We start from the raw sequence: 18089 nt of genomic DNA on the forward strand, positions 1-18089 counted from the left end.
GCTTCCCCCCTCCCGGGAAGCGGGCCCTTCGGGCATTCGGAGCATCAGCCCACGTGGACGGGTCCGTCCGCGTTGTCCGCGGCCAGATCCTTGTGCTTGATCGACAGGCCGATCAAGGTGATCACTGCCGCGCCCAGCGCCAGGAAGGCAGACCAGGTGAACGCCCGGGTGAAGCCGTGCGTCGTCGCCAGCGCCGTGAACTGACCCTGCAACTGCTTGATCTGGTCCGGCGACTGCCCGGCCTCGGCGGCCTTCTGCAGACCCGGAGCCAGCTCGTTGAACTTGTCAGTGATCGCGTTGGTGGAGATCGTGCCGAGCAGCGCCAGGCCGATCGCACCACCGATCTGCTGGACCGTGTTCAGTACGGCGGATCCGACACCGGAGTCCTCGTTCGCGACTCCGCTGACCGCGGTCAGCGTCATCGGCACGAAGATCAGGCCCATGCCGAACGACAGCACCAGGATGTACGGCAGCAGGTGGGTCCAGTACGTCGAGTCGACCTCGAGCTGGCTGAACCCGAACATGCCGCCCGCCACCAGCACACCACCGGCACCGGCGATCCAGCGCGGATCGATCCGGGCCACCAGCGTGGACGCGACCTGGGCCGCGGCCACGATGCCGACGCTGAACGGCAGGAACGCAAGGCCGGTCTTGATCGCGCTGTAGCCCATGATGCTCTGCACGAAGATGCCCAGGAAGTAGAACATCGAGAACATCGCCGCACCGACGATCAGCATCACGAAGAAGCTGACCCCACGGGTCCGGTTCGCGAGGATCCGGAACGGCAGCAGTGCGTGCCGCGACCGGGCCTCGATGCCGAGGAAGATCCCGATCAGGGCCAGACCGCCGAGGATGTAGGTCAGCGTGGCCGCGTCACCCCAGCCGTTCGAGGCCGCGTGGGTCAGGCCGTAGACCAGCGAGGTCAGACCCAGCGTGCCGGTGATCGCACCGGGCAGGTCGAACTTGCCGGTCTGCCGGGCCGACTCGCCCAGATACCGGAACGCCAGTACCGCCACGATCAGGCCGATCGGCGTGTTGATGAAGAAGGTCCAGCGCCAGGACGCCTCGGTCAGCGCGCCACCGAGGATCAGGCCGACGGCCGCGCCGGCACCGGACATGGCGGCGTACACGCCCATCGCGCGGTTGCGCTCCTTGCCGGCCGGAAAGGTGGTGGTGATCAGCGCGAGCGCGTTCGGCGCAGCCGCCGCGGCCGCGACGCCCTGCAGGATCCGGCTGACCAGCAGGACTTCCTCGCTCTGGGCGATACCGCCGACGAACGACGCCACGCCGAACAGCACGACGCCGAAGACGAACACCTTGCGGCGGCCGAGGATGTCCCCGATCCGGCCGCCGAGCAGCAGCAGGCCGCCGAACGCCAGCGCGTAGGCGTTGACCACCCACGGAAGCGACGCGTTGCTGAAGCCCAGGTCGTCCTTGATGTGCGGCAGGGCGATGTTGACGATGGTGCCGTCCAGCACCACCATCAGCTGCGCCATGCAGATCAGCGCGAGCGCGATACCTAGATTGCGGTGGCCATGGCCGTTCTCGGCCTCGGTCACCGAGTCGGCCGGCCGATCGTCTGGCGGATCGGCCTTGATGACTTCTTCGGACATAAGAAAACTTCCCCTCTTGGGCAGACTGTCTTGCTTCGTCGCGGACCGGCCCCTCACCGGTCAGCTCACCTGCGACCCCCGCGCCGCAGGCAGGATCACGTTGTCGATCACTCGGAGGATCAGGTCGTCCGTCGGCTCGACGCCGAGGATGTAGGCGTGGTGGATGATGACCGCGGGCAGCGTCACCGAGAGCAGCTCGACGTCGACGTCCGGCGCGATCTCGCCGCGCTCGACGGCCCGGGCGTAGACCGTGGCGACCACGTGCTGCCGGGGCGCGACGAAGCGCTCCTGGAACGCCTTCTGCAGCTCCGGGTCGCGGTGCAGGGCGGTGAGCAGACCGGCGATCACCGACATCGGCAGTTCGTCGGTGAAGCCGCCGTCACCACACGACATCGAGATCAGGTCGCCCCGCAGGCTGCCGGTGTCAACGTCCTCCGGGATCGGGCAGCCCTTGGCCCGGCTGATCGCGTCGACGACCAGCTCGGCCTTGGTGGTCCAGCGCCGGTACAGCGTCGCCTTGCTGGCCTTCGCCGCCGTCGCCACCGCGTCCATGGTCAGCCGGTCATAGCCCAGCTCGGCCACTACCGCGACGGTCGCATCGAGGATCTCCTCTTCGCGACCACCCTCGACCCGCGGCCGCTGCCGCACCCCGGCTGTGTCCACCACCATCATCACCCTGCGTAAGTATCAAGTCACGATAGAACGAAACCGTTTCGTTTCATCCATCACTCTACGACTCACGTGAAGAGGTGCACAAACGATTTTGCCGGGAATTCCGGAGTGGCATAGGTCACTCTCCGTACCAGTGAACCACTGGTACGGCGTTCTCAGGCGTGGGTGCCCGATCGGGCGAGCGGACGGACCGGGCGACTGCCCGTCAGTCGTCGTCTTCGGCGGTGCGGGCCTGCTCGATCCGGTGCGAGATCTTCTCGGCGCGGTGCTCGATCTTGCCGGCCAGGCGGTCGCGGGCGGCGCGGAGCACGAAGATGGACAGGATCGAGGAGAGGATCAGGGCCAGCAGCAACAACGGGAACAGATTCAGCCAGGTGTGCAGGGCGACCCACAGCACGGCCAGGCAGACGGCGAACAACCCCGCCCGCAAGCCGGTGTAGATGGCGAATTCCTTCATCTCACACCCCAGCGTAGGAGTGCAGACCGGAGACCAACAGGTTTACTCCGACGAAATTGAAGATGAACACGAACCAGCCGACGATCGCGATCGTCGCGGCCCGGCGGCCCCGCCAGCCCGCGGTCGCCCGCGCGTGCAGGTAGGCGGCATACACCACCCAGGTCACCAGCGACCAGACCTCCTTGGGGTCCCAGCCCCAGTACCGGCCCCAGGCATACTCGGCCCAGATCGGACCGGCCACCAGCACCCCGAACGTCCACAGCGGGAACGCGAACGCCAGCACCTTGTACGCCGTACCGTCCATCGCCTCCGCACTCGGCAGCCGGCGCAGTGACGCCGACATCGAGCCACCCGCGAGAACCTTGCGCTCGGCGCGGGCCTTGACCAGGTACAGCACCGACACCAGGCCGCCAACGGTGAACGCACCACCGGAGATCGCGGCCGAGGACACGTGGATGACGAGCCAGTACGAGTGCAGCGCCGGCACGAGCGGCCCGGCCGGGGTGTAGAGCGCCAGCGTCGCAAGGCCGAGTACGGCGGCGACCACCAGCGTCACACCGAGACCCAGCCACTGCAGCTTGTACCGCTGCACGAAGATCAGGTAGACGATCGCAACCGCCAGCGAGGCGGTGATCGAGAACTCGTACATGTTGCCCCACGGCACCCGCCCCGCGGCCAGCCCGCGGGTCACCACACCACCCAGGTGCAGCACGAATGCCAACCAGGTCAGCAACAGCCCAATGCGGCTAGCAGCCTCCATCCGCTCCGAGGCGGCGCCTTCGGCGCCGGAAGTGGAGGGGGCGGCCGAGCCGCTGGAGCTGGAGTCGGAGCCGGTCGAGGCGACGCCGTCTCCGACGGTCGAGGCGCCGGAGGCGACCAGGAGTTCGGCTTGCGCCTCTTCCTTGACGTCCTCAGTCTTCGCCACCACCGCGCGGCCGACGGCCCATTCCATGGCGTGGGAGACCATCGCCAAGGCGTAGATCACGGTCGCGGTCGGGATCAGCAGGTTGGAGACTTGCGCGTAGGTCTCCGGGCTCATGGCTGCTCCTGGGTTTTCGATCGAGCGGGTTGCAAACTCTTGGTGATGGCCTGGATCTCGTCGCCGAGGCCGCGCTCGGGTCCGCGGTCCAGACCCGCGACCTCGACCACGGTACGCCCGTCCTCGGTCCGGACCCGCACCCAGGTACGGCGCGGATGGATGAACAGCGAGCCCATCAGCCCGAGGATCGCCAGCAGGATGCCCGCCAGCGCGAGGTTCGTACCCGGTGTGTGGCTGACCTGCAGCTTCACCCAGCGGCTGTAACCGTCGAAGGTGATCGACCCGGCCTTGTCCGGCAGCGCCATGCTCTGTCCCGGCGCGAGCTGGAACCGCAGCTTGTCACCGTTCTTCTGGAACTGGGTCAGCTTCGACTTGTCCAGCTGGTACACCGACTCCGGCTTCCCGGTCTCCGGCTGCGGCCGGCCGTAGTACCCGGTCATCACGAGCATCGGGTTCAGGTCGTCGGGGAACACCGAGACCGGACCGCGCTGGTCGATCACCGCGGTCGGCAGGAAGAAGCCCTCGAAGCCGAGTGTCATCGGCCGCGCGTCCGGTGCCTTGATCACGCCGAACGACGAGAAATTGCCGTCCTGCGGCAGGAACGGCGCCGGCCCGGAGAACGCCACGTTCCCCTGGCCGTCCTTCACCGTCACTCGCGGCGCGTAGCCGTGGCCGAGCAGGTAGACGCTGCTGCCGTCGAGCTTGAGCGGGTGGTTGACCTGCAGCTCGTACGACTTCTCCGGCGCGTCCGGCGTCTCCTGGTAGGCCAGCTGCGCCTTGAACTCGCGCGCCGCACCCCGCTGCGGACCGTCCTCCTGGAACTTCACCTGGAAGTCCTTCACCGTCAGCGAGAACGGCGGCAGGTCCTCGTCACCGCTGAACGCCCGCCCCGGCGTGAAGTCGTCGTACTGCGCCACCGAGTTGGCGAACCCGTTGCCCACGACAACCAGTACGGTGCCGCGGTAGCCGAACAGCGAACCCCACGCGACCCCGATCAGCGCCAGGATCAGCGAGAAGTGGAACAACAGGTTGCCCGCCTCGCGCAGGTAACCACGCTCCGCCCCGACGGCACCGTCGTACGTCTGGACGCGGAAGCGCCGGCGCTTGAGCTCGCGCGTCGCCACCGCCAGCACGTCACCGGGCTCGTCGACGGTGAAGCGCGCGTACCCGGGCAACCGGTTGAGGTTGCGCGGCGGCTTCGGCGGCCGGGCCCGGACGGCTTTGAAGTACACGCTGAGCCGCGGGACGACGCAGCCGATCAGCGAGATGAACAGCAGTAGGTAGATGGCCGAGAACCAGGCCGACTTGTAGACGTCGAACAGGCCGAGCTTGTCGTAGATCGGCCCGAGCCTCTTGTGCGCCTCGAGGAAGTCGGACACCTTGATCGGGTCGATCGGCGTCTGCGGGACCAGCGAACCCGGCACCGCGCCGAGCGCGAGCAGGAACAGCAGCACCAGCGCGGTCTTCATCGAGGTGAGCTGCCGCCAGGTCCAGCGCAGCCAGCCGACCAGGCCCATCGCCGGCGGTTCGGACGGTTCGCCGGGGCCGGAGGCGGCGCCGATGCGGTCCTTGAGCTCGGTCATCTCACACCGCCGACCCGAAGTTGGCGACCCACTGCCGCAGGTCCGCGGTCATCGCATCCCACACTCCCGTCAGCAGCAGTAGCCCCACCGCGATCATCAGTACGCCGCCGATCCGGATCACCAGCAACTGGTGCCGCCGGACCCACGCCACCGCGGCCAGCATCCGCCGGAACGCCAGCGCCGCCACGATGAACGGAATGCCCAGCCCGAGGCTGAACACCAGCGCCAGCGTCGCACCCCGCGCGGTGCTGCCCTCGGTCGTGGCCAGCGTCATCACGGTCCCGAGCGTCGGACCGATACACGGAGTCCACCCGAATCCGAACAGTACGCCGAGCAGCGGGGCCGCCGCGATCCCGACGGCCGGCACCCGATGCACCCGCACGTCCTTCTGCAGGAACCCGAACCCGCCGAGGAAGACCAGCCCGAGTACGACGGTCAGCGCGCCGAGCACCCGCGTGATCGCGGTCTGGTGATCGATCAGCAGGTCACCGGCCTTGCCGAACACCACCCCGGTCAGGATGAACACGGCGGAGAACCCGGCGACGAACAAGGCCGTCCCGGCCAGCATCCGGCCGCGCTTGGCCGAGTCGAGCTCGGCCGCGGACAGCCCGGTGACGTACGACAGGTAGCCGGGCAGCAACGGAACGACGCACGGCGAGAAGAACGAGATCGCGCCGGCCAGAACCGCGATCGGCAACGCCACCAGCATCGACCCCGTCATCGAGTCGGCGAACCACTGACCCATCAGCTCAACCGGCATCCTTCACCATGCCGAGCAAGGTCTCCTGGGAAACCTCGCCGACCACCCGGGACGCGACCTTGCCGGTCTTGTCGATCACCAGCGTCGTCGGGATCGCCTTCGGCGAGATCTGACCGCGGAACCGCAGCAATGCCTTGCCGTTCGGGTCGTAGATGCTCGGATACTGCACGCCGAACTCCTGGACGAACTTCTTCGCCGGAGCAGGGTCGAGGTCACGCGTGTTCAGGCCGATGAACTGGACCGACGGACCGAGCTCCTTGGCCGCGGCAACGAGGTCCGGCGCTTCCTTACGGCACGGCGGGCACCACGAACCCCACACATTCAGTACGACGACCTTGCCGACCTGGTCGGACAGCGTCCAGGCCTTGCCGTCCAGCGTCGTACCGGTCAGCGCGGGCGCCGGTTTGCGATCGGCGGGGGCGAACACCGACACGTTGCCGGTGCCGCTCACGAATCCCGCCTGGCCCTGCCGGTTCTGCGCTGCCTGCTGACCGGACGAACACGCGGTCACCGCGAGCATCAGTCCGCCTACCAGGACAGCTGTACGACGCATCACGCGCCACCCACGAACTTCTTCGGGTTCTTGACCGGCAGCATGTCTTTTGCGGGCTCCGAGTAGCCGACCGAAACGATCTGATCGCCGTGGAAGGTGAACGAGGTCAGGCTGGCCAGGCTGCACTGCCGCCTGCGCGGGTCGTGCGGCAGCCGGCGGCCCTCGATCGCGGACCGGACGATCCAGATCGGCAGCTGGTGCGACACGATCAGCGCCTCGTGCCCGGCGGCCTTCTGCCGGGCGGTCTCGATCGCGTCCCGCATCCGCCGGACGAGCTGCTGGTACGGCTCACCCCAGGACGGCTTGAGCGGGTTGCGCAGCAGCCACCAGGCGCTCGGATTACGCAGTGCGCCGTCGCCGACACCGAACTTCTTGCCCTCGAACAGGTTCGCCGCCTCGATCACCCGCTCGTCGATGTCCGGGGTCAGCCCGAACACCTTGGCGATCGGCTCCATCGTCTCCTGGGCCCGCTCGAGCGGCGAGCTGACCAGGTGCACGATGTCGCGGCCCTTGACGTGCTCCGCGACCCGTTCGGCCATCGCGCGGCCGAGCTCGGACAGATGGAAGTCGGGAATCCGGCCGTAGAGCACACCGGTCGGGTTGTGCACCTCGCCGTGACGCATCAGGTGCACGACCGTCGTTTCGGTCACCGCTGCCCTCTCATCTGTTCTACTCAGCCCTTCAGATCTGTACTGCGGCTGCCGCCCGGGCGGCCGGGGCGAGGGCGGACTCCAACTCGGCCAGCGCGTCATCGTCGATGGCGCTGCTGACGAACCAGGCTTCGAACGCACTCGGCGGCAGGTAGACGCCAGCGTCCAGCATTGCATGGAAGAACGCGGCGAACCGGGGCAGCACCTGGGCGTTGGCTCCGCTGAAGTCCCGGATTTCGGCAGGTCCCTCCGAGGACTCCACGAAGAAGACACTGAAGAGGTTCCCGGCCGTCTGGATGACGTGCGGCACACCTTCCTTGTCCAGCGCGGTGCCGACGAGGCGCTGGATGGTGGCCGAGGTCTCGTCCAGCCGGGCGTAGACCTCGTCGGTTGCCAGCCGCAACGTGGTCAGGCCGGCCGTCGTGGCGATCGGGTTCCCGGACAGAGTCCCGGCTTGGTACACCGAGCCCTCGGGCGCGAGGTGGGCCATGATGTCGGCCCGGCCGCCGAACGCCGCGGCCGGGAAGCCGCCGCCCATCACCTTGCCGAACGTCATCAGATCCGGCTGGACGCCGTCGACGCCGTACCAACCGGAGCGGGTGATCCGGAAGCCGGTCATCACCTCGTCGGAGATGAACAAAGCGCCGTTCTCGGTGCAGATCCGGGCCAGGAAGGCGTTGAAGTTGTCGCGCGGCGGTACGACGCCCATGTTGCCCGGCGAGGCCTCGGTGATGACGGCCGCGATCTGGTCGCCGTACTCGGCGAAGGCGGCGGACACGGCGGCCTGGTCGTTGTACGGCAGCACGATCGTGTCGGCGGTGGTCGCCTCGGTGACCCCCGGCGTACCGGGGATGCCGAGGGTGATCACGCCGGAACCGGCCTGGGCCAGCAGTGCGTCCACATGTCCGTGGTAGCAGCCCGCGAACTTGATGATCTTGGCCCGGCCGGTGAAGCCGCGGGCCAGCCGGAGCGCGGACATGGTCGCCTCGGTGCCGGACGAGACCAGCCGGACCTTGTCCACCGGCGTGCGGGCGACGATCTCCTCACCGAGCAGTACTTCGGTCTCGGTCGGCGTCCCGTACGACGTACCGCGGGCGACCGCGGCCTGGACGGCGGCGATCACCTCGGGGTGGGCGTGGCCGAGCAGCATCGGGCCCCAGGAGCAGACCAGGTCGAGGTAGCGATTGCCGTCGACGTCGGTGATGTGACATCGGTCACCCGATGCCATGAAGCGCGGCACGCCGCCGACGGCGCGGAACGCGCGGACGGGAGAGTTGACCCCGCCCGGGGTGACTGCGGACGCCCTGGCGAAGAGCGCGGCGGACTGTTCTGTGTGGTCGGGCACGGCCGCCATTCTCCCCGACCGGCCCGCCGGTCAGGTGGGCGGGCAGGCACAATTGCGCCGCCGGGGGTTCACAAGGGGTGTTGTTACGCGCCAGTATGGGTACCCGGTCACCGCACGTATACCGTCTGAGTTCGGCGCGTAACCCACGCACGGGGCGGACGTTAGACCAGTAACGACGGCAACCGAGACAGCAGCCCCTAGCGGGCGAACTGACGTGTCCACAGCGTGGGGCTGGGCAGGTCGATGAGTCACGGAGGGATCATCGATGGCGAAGGGCAAGCGCCGCGCCACGAGTGGCGGGTGGCGTCAGGTGGCGCCGCTCATCCCGTTGGCGTTGTTCGCGAGCGCGTTCACCGTCAGTGCCACGGACGATCCGGCCGTCGCCACGGCGTCGCTGGAGCAGGGTCTGTCCGGGAAGAGTCCGGTCGTCGTGCCCAAGCAGCCGATCGCCGAGCCGGCCAACGTGCCGGTGCCGGGTGTCCTCGGCCACGGTGTCGATCCGGGTGAGCGGCCGACCCAGGTCGTCTCCGGCCTGTCGCGCAACGGGATCCCGAACGCAGCCCTGAAGGCATACTCACGAGCCCAACAGGTGCTGGCCCAGGTGGACCCGGCCTGTCACCTGCCCTGGACCCTGGTGGCCGCGATCGGGCGCGTCGAGTCGAACCACGGCCGCTTCGGCGGCAACGCGCTGAACTCACAGGGCGTCGCCGTACCGGGCATCTACGGCCCGCGGCTGGACGGCGTGAACACGGCCAAGATCTCCGACACCGACGCGGGTGCGTTCGACGGTGACGGGGCGTTCGACCGCGCGGTCGGCCCGATGCAGTTCATCCCGGGCACCTGGCGGACCATGGGCGTCGACGGTGACGGCGACGGCGTGCGGAACCCGCAGGACATCGACGATGCGGCCATGTCCACCGCGGTCTACCTGTGCTCCGGCAAGACCGACCTCTCCAAGGCGACCGATCTGAACTCGGCCGTCCTGCGCTACAACCACTCCCAGCAGTACGTCGACCTCGTGGTGAGCATCGCCAAGGCGTATGCCGGTGGCAGCTGGATCGCGGTCGGCAACGGGACCGAGGACGACGAGCAGGGTGTCGACCGGGCCGGTGACCAGGTCGGCGACCCGGACATCGACGCCCCGGCGGACGACAACCTGCCGCAGGCGACCGACCAGGAGACGTATCCGACGGTCCAGCCGACGACCACGGACGAACAGGGCGGCAAGCCGACGACTGACCCGACCAAGCGGCCGCCGACCACGAGTAAGCCGACGGACGACCAGACCACCAAGCCGCCGACCACCAAGCCGCCGACCACGGTCCCGACCACCCCGCCGGTCACGACGAAGCCGCCCGCGCCGGGTCTCGCGACCCTGGAGACGGCGGCCGGCCTGATCGTCGGCACCGTCGGCAGCACGGTGGGCGAGCTGACCACGGCGACGCAGTACTGCCAGTCCGAGCTGACGAAGGTGACGATCACCAAGCCGACCCAGGACCAGCTGCAGAAGTGCGTGACGGCCTACCAGACCGGCGGCGCGAAGGCCGTCGACCAGGTCATCCGCAACCTGTTGTCCCTGCTCGGACTGCTGGGCGTTCTCGGTGGAGGCATCCTCGGGAACTGACCCTTCCAAGACCGGCGCGCCTGCCCCCACCCCTCCCTGGGCGCGCCTCCGGCGACGCCACGGAGCACACCCCCCCGGCTTCGTGGCGTCGCCTTTTAACGTTCAGTTCACCGGCCAGGCCCGCTCGATGCGCTGGCTGACCTTGTTGCCGATCAGGTCCGTCGCCGTCACCCGGATGCTCGCGTACGACGCATCGCCCGGAGCCGCCGGCAGTTGCGCGCGGACGGTCCCGCCGAGTCCCCGCAACGCGAGTCGCTGCCAGGTCTTCCCGTCGTACGAGATCTCCGCGGTGGTCCGGAAGATCGCGAGCCCATGGACCCCGGGCTGGTACGCCGGCGTCAGCTCGAGCCAACCGTCGGAGTGCCTGTAGTCAACCTGGACCAATGGCAGCACGGCCCGACTCTTCGCCGGCTTGGACAGGAAGTGCCACTCGGTGTGCGTCGCGGTCGACGTGGTCGCCCAACTGTTCGGACCACGCTTCTGGTCGAGCGTGAGGTCGTACCAGGCCGCCTTCGCCGGCACCGCGAACTGCGCGACCGACCAGTCCTTGCTGCCGACCTCGACCCCGTTGCTGCTGAGCTTGAGACTGGTCACGTCACCCCGGTCGCCCCAGCCGTAGATGGTCCGGTCGCCGTTCACGTACTGCGGGATCGCGATCCGCAGCGCGTTCTCGAAGCGAGCCGGCGGCCAGCCCTGCGCTTCGTCACCCGACGCTTCCGGCACCGCTGGGCGCATCAAGGGCGCCCACCAGTCGCGGGTGACCTTCTCGTTCGGGCGGTAGCCGCGAGGGAGCGTGTTCTCGAAGCCGGACTCGTTCCACTCCCCCGCGCGCGTCTTCTCGTCCCAGGTGACGCCGTTGAGATCCGTGGCCAGGTAGTCGGTGCGGGTGACCGGTCCGGTCACGGACCGCGTCGACGTCAGCCCGACGAGGATTCCCGGCAGGTGGGCGACCCGCTGGTCGGTGTGCAGGTACCAGGCGTCGTTGCGCTGGAAGTCCGTGGTCACCACGGCCGGCCGCAGCTTCGCGAAGTCGTACGTCAACGGACCCTTCACCGTCGATGGCCCGACGACCAGGTCGTACCGGTAGGTGCTGTCGAGCAAACCGTTCAGTTGCAGGGAAACCGGGCCCTTCGCCAGCAGGTCGAGCAGCTGCCTCCCCTGCTCCGCCCGCAGCATGTAGAACGGGAAGTCTTCGCTGACCATGCTCGACCAGAAGCCGGACGCCTCGTTGTACATGAAGGCCGCCTTGGCGCCGGCGTCCTTGGCCGACTTGACCTGCGCCTGCGTGTCGTCGTTCGAGCGGAACCGGATCAGCGCGACCTTGTCCTTGGCGCCGGCCAGCTCGCCCGCCGTCCCGTCGCCGCCGTTGTAGAGCGGGAGCTTCTCGGTCCCGACGTACACCTTCCGGAAGTCGCCCTGGGCGGGGGTCGGCAGGCGGAAGCTGCTGCCCACGCCACTGACGTCGACAGTCAGCATCGGCTCCGCCAGGTCCCAGCGCTGCACGACCTGGAAGGTGCCGTTGGCAACCTTTCCGAAGTCCTGCACGTAGACGTTGTCGCTGACCCGCTCGTCGAATCCCCAGCCGGAGACCGCGTCCCGGTCGCCGACCTTGCGGTGCCAGGCGATCCCGATGCTCTGCAGGTCGGCCCGCCGTGGCGTCTTCACCGTCACCTTGTGCGCCTTACGAGCGTCGAAGGTGTACGTCCGATCGCTGTCGATCCACTCGTCCGGGTCCCCGAGCAAGGTGACCGAGTTCCCCCAGCCGGCCTCGTCGCCGCCCATCGCGTACGCCATCACGCTGTAGCGCCCGGTCGGTACGTCGAGAGTCCGGCTGCCGGTGTCGTCGAACGCAATCCCGTCCACGGCACCGGTGTCCTGGTTCCACAACTGCACGCCGCTCGCGCCGGCCGCCGCAGTGGCCGGCTGACCGTCCCGGCCGATCGCCTTCACGGTCACCTGGTTCAGCCGGCCGCCGGCCGCGAACCCGAGCCCGGTCCGGAACGACTGGTTTCCGGTCCGCGCGGTGAGGATGCCGGAGTACTTGGCCGGCTGGGTCTCGGCGAGATCGAGAGTGACCGTGGCGGACGCCGTACCGTTGGCCGGGATGGTCAGGCGTGCGGGCTTGACGGTGAGAGCGGCCTTCACCTTCGCGGGTGACTGGGCGCCGACGGTCAGGTCGAGGGTCATCGGCCGGTTCGAGTTGTTGCGGTAGGCAACTGTGCGGGTGACCGGGGCGGGCGCGGTCGGTCCGGTCCAGGAGAGGTCACCGAAGAACAGGTTCGCGGTGTCCGGTAGCACCTTCGGGTCGAGTGCGCTCGGGATGTCGACCCGGCCGAGGCCTTGCTGGTCCGCTCGCGCGTCCTTGGACGGAACCGCCGTCGCGGCCAGGGCGGCCTTCAACTGCGGGCCGGTCCAGTCCGGGTGACGCTGGGCCAGGATCGCAGCGGCGCCGGCAACATGCGGAGTAGCCATCGAGGTGCCGCTCATCGCGGTGTAGTACTGGCCGAGCACGTGACCCTGCTCAGTGCCGGCGGCCCGGGCGGCCGCGATCTCCACGCCGGGCGCCGTCACCTCGGGCTTCATCGCGCCGTCGCCGAGGCGCGGGCCGCGGCTGGAGAAGTTCGCCAGCTTGTCGTCGCGATCCACCGCGCCCACGGTCAGCGCCTCGGACGCCGTACCGGGAGAACCAACGGTTTCCTCGTCGCCGGCGTTGCCGGCGGCGACGACGAACAGGGCACCGCTGGACTTCGACAGCTCGTCGACGGCCTGGCTCATCGGGTCGGTGCCGTCGGTCGGCCAGCCGCCGAGGCTCATGCTGATGACCTTCGCGCCCTGCTGGACGGCCCACTCCATGCCGGCGATCGCCTCGGAGTCGTAGCCACCGCCACTGTTGTCGAGCACCTTGCCGATCAGCAGTTCCGCGCCCGGTGCGACACCCTTGCGCTGGCCGTCGGACGCCGTACCGAGGCCCGCGACGATCGACGCGGTGTGGGTGCCGTGGCCGTGCAGGTCCTGGACCGCCTGGTCGGGGACGAAGCTCTCGGACGCGACGACCTGCTTGGCGAGGTCGGGGTGGCCGGCGTCGTACCCGGTGTCGAGGACGGCCACCTTGACGCCATGGCCGTCGTACCCGGCCTTCCACGCAGTCGGGGCACCGATCTGTTCCGTGGACTGGTCGAGAGTGGCGTGGGTGCGGCCGTCGAGCCAGATCTTGGTGACCTGGCCGGTCTTGAGAGTGGTGGGGCCGCTGATGCTGTCCCAGAAGGACTTGGCGTCGGACTTCTGCACGGTGACCGCGCTGCTGTCGACACTGGGGAGGGTACGGCGCAGTGTCGCGGCCGCTGGGGTGGAAGGCGCGCTGCGCAGGGTCGCCGGCGCGGTGAGGAGGAGGGGCAGCCGGTCGCTGCTCGCGTCGTCGTACCCCTGCGCGACGAGCTCGGTGAGGTTGAAGAGCCGCTTGTCCAGGCGGCCCTCGGTGAGCAGCGGGTAGGCCTTGGCGGGAACCAGGCTGAGCTCGCCGTCGAAGCTGCCGAAGTAGTACGGCTCGTCGCTGGTCAGCCGGGCGGAGACCTGCCCGTTCGAACTCGTGGTCAGCTCGGCGACGTCACCGGTGACCAGGGTGATCAGCCGCGTACTCGCGCCTGGGGTCGGCTTGGCGACTGTGCCGTCGGGGCCGTCGGCATTCGCGGTGGTCGTCAGCAGCAGGGAACTGACGACCACCGCGGCGAGCAGGCTCCTCGCGAGCCGGGACGATCGGGCAAACACAGGCGGACACCTCCCGATGCCCCGACCCACGCGAGGCCATCGCCGGGAGCCTGACAGTTGCCCTTAGCCCCGGTCCACCACTGGAGTTGTCAAACACCCGCCATGACCGATACCAGCCATCACGCGAACCGCTTGGCCACCTGCTCGACCCGGTCTCTCACTCACACTTCTTTCCTCAGGCGAAGCGCTTGGCTACCTGCTCCACCCGGTCGACCAGGTCCAGGTCGTAGGCCACGCCGGGCACGTAGAAGATGATGTAGTCGGCGCCGGCTTCGAGGGAGGCCTCGACCTTGGCGGCGATCTCGTCCTCGGTGCCGATCAGGTTGTCCTTGTCGAACTTCTCCCGGTCCATCGGGCCGAGGGCCTTCTCGGTCGCCCGCGTCGGGTCGTCACCCTTGTCGATCGGGAACACGTTGAACGACGTCGACTTGATGATCTCGTCGTAGTCGCGGCCGACCTTCTCGCAGTGCCCGCGCAGGATCGCGGCCTTCTCCCGGATCACCTCGGGGTTGCCCCCGCCGATGTTCGCGGCGTCGCCGTACTGTGCGACCAGCTTCAGCGTGACCTTCGGGCCACCGCCGCCGATCCAGAAGCTCGGGTGCGGCTTGCGGACACCCTTCGGCTCGTTGATCGGCGCGTCGATCGAGTAGTGCTTGCCGTTGTAGACCGGCTTGTCCTCGGTCCACATCTTGTAGATGATCTCGGTGGCCTCACGGAAGGCGGCCATCCGCGGCGGGATGTCGGTCCACTCGTAGCCGTAGGCCTTCCACTCGTGCTCGTACCAGCCCGCGCCGATCCCGGCGTACAGGCGGCCGTGGCTGGCGACGTCGACGGTGGACGCGATCTTCGCGTACAGCGCCGGGTTGCGGTAACCGTTGCAGCCGACCATCTGGCCGATGTTCACCCGCGTGGTGTCGCGCGCCAGCGCGGCCGTCGCGCTCCAGCACTCGAAGGTGGTGTTGTCAGTCGGCTCCGGCACCGTGTGGAAGTGGTCGAAGAGCCAGATCGAGTCCCAGGACTGGTCGTCGGCCCGCTTGGCGACGTCCGTCATCGCTTCCCACTGCTCTATCGGATCGGCGATCTGCGCCAGATCCATCTTCCAGCCCTGCGGGACGAAAATCCCGAAACGTGTAGTCATGCTGACATCCTTTCCGGCGACGCCGGTCGGGGTCTATCACTCTGACTACTGAATTCGTTCTCAATCGGACCACTAGAACTTCTTAATGCGCCCTGGGTGCACCCGTACGCCGGATGCACCCAGGGGCCACACGTGTTTGGCTTACGGGGCGCTACGTCCCCGAGCGCTCAGGACGCCCGCGCCGAAGCCGGGTCCCGATCGGTCGACGGCACGGAGCGCGAGAATCGCGTTCAGCGCCACCGGCGCCAACCGGCCACCGAACTCCTGTCTGGTCAGCGCTGCCACACCGGCGGCGGTCGGCGCGGAGGCCGACGTACCGAAGAAGCGGCACTCACCCTGGACCGTCGTCGGACAGACGCCGGACCCGAACCCGCCGGCTCCACTCACGGAGACGCCGTCGGCGGCGGCCCAGTACGGCGCTGGGAAGCTCCTTGACGACCCACCGGAGATCCCCTTGCACGGGCCCGGCTTTCCGCCCGGGCAGCGCGTGGTGGTGATGATCTGGGTCGGACCGGCCGCGCTGAACGGTTCCAGCGCGATGGTCTTCGGGTCCACCGACAGACTGGCGTTGACGGCACCGGCACTGGTCGCGAAGCCCAGGTAGTTCGAGTCCGGGTTCATCGAACCGGCCCGCTCCGGCGGGTCGATGGTCTGTACGCCGGCCGACAGCGCACGCCAGCGCAGATCCAGAATCGGCGCCTTGCGAGCCGTCGAGGTGCCCTGGACGTCGACGACCAGCTTGACGGGCTGCGCCACGGTGGTCGTGTTCTCGTAGATGAACTGCTCGATGGTGTCGCCGACCCCGTTGGCCTGAACTCCGTTGCTGGCCGCGAGGCACGTCGTACCGGCTGCGTCCATCAGATACAGGTTGAGGTCGGTGAAGCCGCCCTGTCCCGCGGTCGGGTAGATCGCCCGCGGCTCGCTCCACTGCAGGGTCGGCAGGATCGCCGCGCCGGGCAGCAGGTTCAGGTCGTACGTCGTGTCCGCGCCGCGCAGCTTCACCACGTTGTCGGGCGCGTTCGGGCAACCGGTGAAGGGCCCGACGACACCGTCCGGCCCGCTGCCGGTTCCGGTCGCGGTCACGCGTGGCGCGTGCCTGCCACCGAGGTTCCCGGCCGACGAGCTGACCCAGATGCCGTGCTTGGCCAGACCCTCGGCCGTGGCGGCACCGATGCCTTGCTGGAACGCCGGCTCGTCGTCGAACGCGATGTCCTCGGCGATCATCGTGACGCCGGCGGCGGCCAGGTCGTGGAAGGCCTCGACGTACTGCGCGAGGGTGTCGCGCGTACTGGCGTACGCGAGCTTCGCGCCCGGTGCCATGTCGTGGATGATCTCCAGCATCGCGGTGCCTTCGTCATCCTCGTAGTCGGCTTGGCTCAGGACCTGGACGTTCTTGGGCAGCTCACCCTGGGCGATCGAGTCGGCCAGGTGGTCGACGTCGCCGGAGATCGCGCCGACCTTCTGACCACGACCGGTCAGGCCGCGGGCCTGCGCCTTGTCGGCCTTGTGCACCTGGACGCCCTCGGCCGTGATCGGGCCGACGTCGACGGCCGGCCGCAGCGACGGCCGCAAGGCAGCCACCCAACCAAGTGCGGCAACCGCGTCGAGCTTGTCGTACGGGACCGAGGCGGACACCAGGCCGGTGCTCGGCAGGGCCGCACCGGGGACCGCCTTGAAGTCGGCCGAGTTCGTCAGGACGGACACGCCGAGCCTGGACAGGTCCGCCTCCTGCGCCGCGGTCACCGGTGCCGCGGCGTACACCTGGACGCCGATCCGGCCACTGGCGCCGACGCCCAGCGAGCGGGCTTCTGGATCGACTGCACCTGCCTTGGCCGCCGCGGAGGCCTTGGCCAGCTCGGCAGTCTGCCGCAGCAAGGTCGGGATCTTGGACGGCTCGGCCGCAGCGGCAGCCGGAGCCGCCGTGGCGGGTTGGACAGCGGCGACGATCGCCATCGGGACGATCAACGCCACACCACTCAGTAGACAGGCCAGCTTTCTCACAGTTCCTCCTCGCCTCACACACCTCGGAGAACGCAGACACCACGAAAGCCAGCCCCCAAGAGCTCCACCCGACCCCGCAGCCCCGCCAACACACTCACGCACCAACGCCCCACTGTCCAGATCCCACCAACCGATGACATGCCCCCGGCGTCCTACCCGACCAACGTCAAGGGAGATCATGTGCCCAAGTTCGACGAGCTCTTCGCCACCGCCGTCCCCCTCATCACCACCGGCCACCACCAGCGCGACGCGCTCCCCCAAGAAGGCGGCCGCTGGCCCGTCAGCGCCGTCCTCCGCCCACCCCTGGACAGTCCTCTCAGTCGCCACCTGGACACCCTCACCACCGACGCCGCGGCCCTCGCCGGTCCCGGCCACTGGCAAACAGGCCAGCGTGGATCGGCCCACCTCACCGTCCGCGCCCTCGAGGGCTACCGCGAAGTCATCCCACCCGACGACGCCGCGATCAAGCGCTACCGATCCGCGCTAGCCCGGGCCGTCCACGGCCCGACCCGCTTCCGCGTCACCGGCCTCACCCTCACCCCCGGCAGCGTGATGGCCTGCGCTGTCCCCCTCGACGCGAGTGCCGATGAGTTCATGGATCGGCTCGCCACCGAGCTCGGGCCGGATGGGTGGTTCGAACGTCCGCATGGTCGTCGCGACATCTGGTACCTGAACCTCCTGCACTTCACCACCGCGGTCGCGCAGCCTGAGGAGCTGGTCGACTGGGTGGGTGCGCATCGGAGGACCGAGATCGGCGAGGTCACGGTTGCGGAGGCGGAGCTTGTGCGGTTCCGGTACTGCGCTGGACCGCGGGCTCATATGGCTCCGGTCCTGGCGTGAGAGCGCTCTAGTTCCGGAACCGGTGGGGTCTTGACCTGGGGGCGGGGAG

At 68.7% G+C, this 18089-nt stretch carries 14 protein-coding genes; 2 read left to right on the plus strand and 12 right to left on the minus strand.

From position 1 onward, the window contains the following. Window positions 1-44 precede the first annotated feature (44 nt). The 9 genes from ACZ3HV_RS08585 to hemL all read right to left on the minus strand — a co-directional run bounded on the left by ACZ3HV_RS08585 (window position 45) and on the right by hemL (window position 8681). A complete protein-coding gene (locus tag ACZ3HV_RS08585; RefSeq protein ID WP_465682250.1) occupies window positions 45-1613 on the minus strand; it encodes an MFS transporter in 1569 nt (522 codons plus the stop codon). A 60-nt stretch (window positions 1614-1673) separates the two neighbouring features. After that, complete coding sequence (locus ACZ3HV_RS08590) at window positions 1674-2282, minus strand: TetR-like C-terminal domain-containing protein (protein ID WP_465682812.1); 609 nt, start codon at window positions 2280-2282, stop codon at window positions 1674-1676. A gap of 208 nt (window positions 2283-2490) precedes the next feature. Continuing rightward, entirely contained in the window at window positions 2491-2742 is a 252-nt protein-coding gene (locus ACZ3HV_RS08595; protein ID WP_360359867.1) for a DUF4229 domain-containing protein, read from the minus strand. A gap of 1 nt (window position 2743) precedes the next feature. Continuing rightward, entirely contained in the window at window positions 2744-3781 is a 1038-nt protein-coding gene (gene ccsB / locus ACZ3HV_RS08600) for a c-type cytochrome biogenesis protein CcsB (protein ID WP_465682253.1), read from the minus strand. Further along, the gene (resB, locus tag ACZ3HV_RS08605) at window positions 3778-5364 is read right to left on the minus strand and encodes a cytochrome c biogenesis protein ResB (RefSeq protein WP_465682255.1); all 1587 of its coding nucleotides are present in this window, start codon (window positions 5362-5364) and stop codon (window positions 3778-3780) included. Before resB ends, ccsB begins: the two co-directional genes overlap by 4 nt. Window position 5365: 1 nt before the next feature. Next, window positions 5366-6109: a cytochrome c biogenesis CcdA family protein gene (locus ACZ3HV_RS08610; protein WP_360360306.1), complete on the minus strand. Its 744-nt coding sequence runs from the start codon at window positions 6107-6109 to the stop codon at window positions 5366-5368. Window positions 6110-6113: 4 nt separating this feature from the next. Further along, on the minus strand, window positions 6114-6677 hold the full coding sequence (locus ACZ3HV_RS08615; RefSeq protein ID WP_465682257.1) for a TlpA family protein disulfide reductase: 564 nt from the start codon (window positions 6675-6677) through the stop codon (window positions 6114-6116). Beyond that, window positions 6677-7300, minus strand: a complete 624-nt coding sequence (locus ACZ3HV_RS08620) for a histidine phosphatase family protein (protein WP_465682814.1) — start codon at window positions 7298-7300, stop codon at window positions 6677-6679. Before ACZ3HV_RS08620 ends, ACZ3HV_RS08615 begins: the two co-directional genes overlap by 1 nt. A gap of 58 nt (window positions 7301-7358) precedes the next feature. Beyond that, complete coding sequence (gene hemL, locus ACZ3HV_RS08625) at window positions 7359-8681, minus strand: glutamate-1-semialdehyde 2,1-aminomutase (protein WP_465682259.1); 1323 nt, start codon at window positions 8679-8681, stop codon at window positions 7359-7361. A gap of 256 nt (window positions 8682-8937) precedes the next feature. Between hemL and ACZ3HV_RS08630 the strand changes: the two genes are divergently transcribed. Next, a complete protein-coding gene (locus ACZ3HV_RS08630) occupies window positions 8938-10296 on the plus strand; it encodes a lytic transglycosylase domain-containing protein (RefSeq protein ID WP_465682261.1) in 1359 nt (452 codons plus the stop codon). A gap of 102 nt (window positions 10297-10398) precedes the next feature. Here ACZ3HV_RS08630 and ACZ3HV_RS08635 read toward each other — a convergent pair whose 3' ends face one another. The 3 genes from ACZ3HV_RS08635 to ACZ3HV_RS08645 all read right to left on the minus strand — a co-directional run bounded on the left by ACZ3HV_RS08635 (window position 10399) and on the right by ACZ3HV_RS08645 (window position 17200). Further along, complete coding sequence (locus tag ACZ3HV_RS08635; RefSeq protein ID WP_465682263.1) at window positions 10399-14061, minus strand: S8 family serine peptidase; 3663 nt, start codon at window positions 14059-14061, stop codon at window positions 10399-10401. Between the two features lie 175 nt (window positions 14062-14236). Then, the gene (locus ACZ3HV_RS08640; protein WP_465682265.1) at window positions 14237-15199 is read right to left on the minus strand and encodes an LLM class F420-dependent oxidoreductase; all 963 of its coding nucleotides are present in this window, start codon (window positions 15197-15199) and stop codon (window positions 14237-14239) included. 141 nt (window positions 15200-15340) lie between these two features. Continuing rightward, the gene (locus tag ACZ3HV_RS08645) at window positions 15341-17200 is read right to left on the minus strand and encodes a S8/S53 family peptidase (RefSeq protein WP_465682267.1); all 1860 of its coding nucleotides are present in this window, start codon (window positions 17198-17200) and stop codon (window positions 15341-15343) included. 180 nt (window positions 17201-17380) lie between these two features. Here ACZ3HV_RS08645 and ACZ3HV_RS08650 point away from each other — a divergent pair, with 180 nt between their 5' ends. After that, window positions 17381-18040 (plus strand): hypothetical protein, encoded by a 660-nt coding sequence (locus tag ACZ3HV_RS08650; protein ID WP_465682269.1) that lies wholly within the window; start codon window positions 17381-17383, stop codon window positions 18038-18040. The last annotated feature ends 49 nt before the right edge of the window (window positions 18041-18089 follow it).

The sequence above is a fragment of the Kribbella sp. NPDC020701 genome (assembly GCF_055562215.1).

Coding starts and splice junctions, on each gene's coding strand:
- ACZ3HV_RS08585 (WP_465682250.1), bottom strand. CDS start 1,613: ATGTCCGAAGAAGTCATCAAGGCCGATCCGCCAGACGATCGGCCGGCC.
- ACZ3HV_RS08590 (WP_465682812.1), bottom strand. CDS start 2,282: ATGGTGGTGGACACAGCCGGGGTGCGGCAGCGGCCGCGGGTCGAGGGT.
- ACZ3HV_RS08595 (WP_360359867.1), bottom strand. CDS start 2,742: ATGAAGGAATTCGCCATCTACACCGGCTTGCGGGCGGGGTTGTTCGCC.
- ccsB (WP_465682253.1), bottom strand. CDS start 3,781: ATGAGCCCGGAGACCTACGCGCAAGTCTCCAACCTGCTGATCCCGACC.
- resB (WP_465682255.1), bottom strand. CDS start 5,364: ATGACCGAGCTCAAGGACCGCATCGGCGCCGCCTCCGGCCCCGGCGAA.
- ACZ3HV_RS08610 (WP_360360306.1), bottom strand. CDS start 6,109: ATGGGTCAGTGGTTCGCCGACTCGATGACGGGGTCGATGCTGGTGGCG.
- ACZ3HV_RS08615 (WP_465682257.1), bottom strand. CDS start 6,677: ATGCGTCGTACAGCTGTCCTGGTAGGCGGACTGATGCTCGCGGTGACC.
- ACZ3HV_RS08620 (WP_465682814.1), bottom strand. CDS start 7,300: ATGCGTCACGGCGAGGTGCACAACCCGACCGGTGTGCTCTACGGCCGG.
- hemL (WP_465682259.1), bottom strand. CDS start 8,681: ATGGCGGCCGTGCCCGACCACACAGAACAGTCCGCCGCGCTCTTCGCC.
- ACZ3HV_RS08630 (WP_465682261.1), top strand. CDS start 8,938: ATGGCGAAGGGCAAGCGCCGCGCCACGAGTGGCGGGTGGCGTCAGGTG.
- ACZ3HV_RS08640 (WP_465682265.1), bottom strand. CDS start 15,199: ATGACTACACGTTTCGGGATTTTCGTCCCGCAGGGCTGGAAGATGGAT.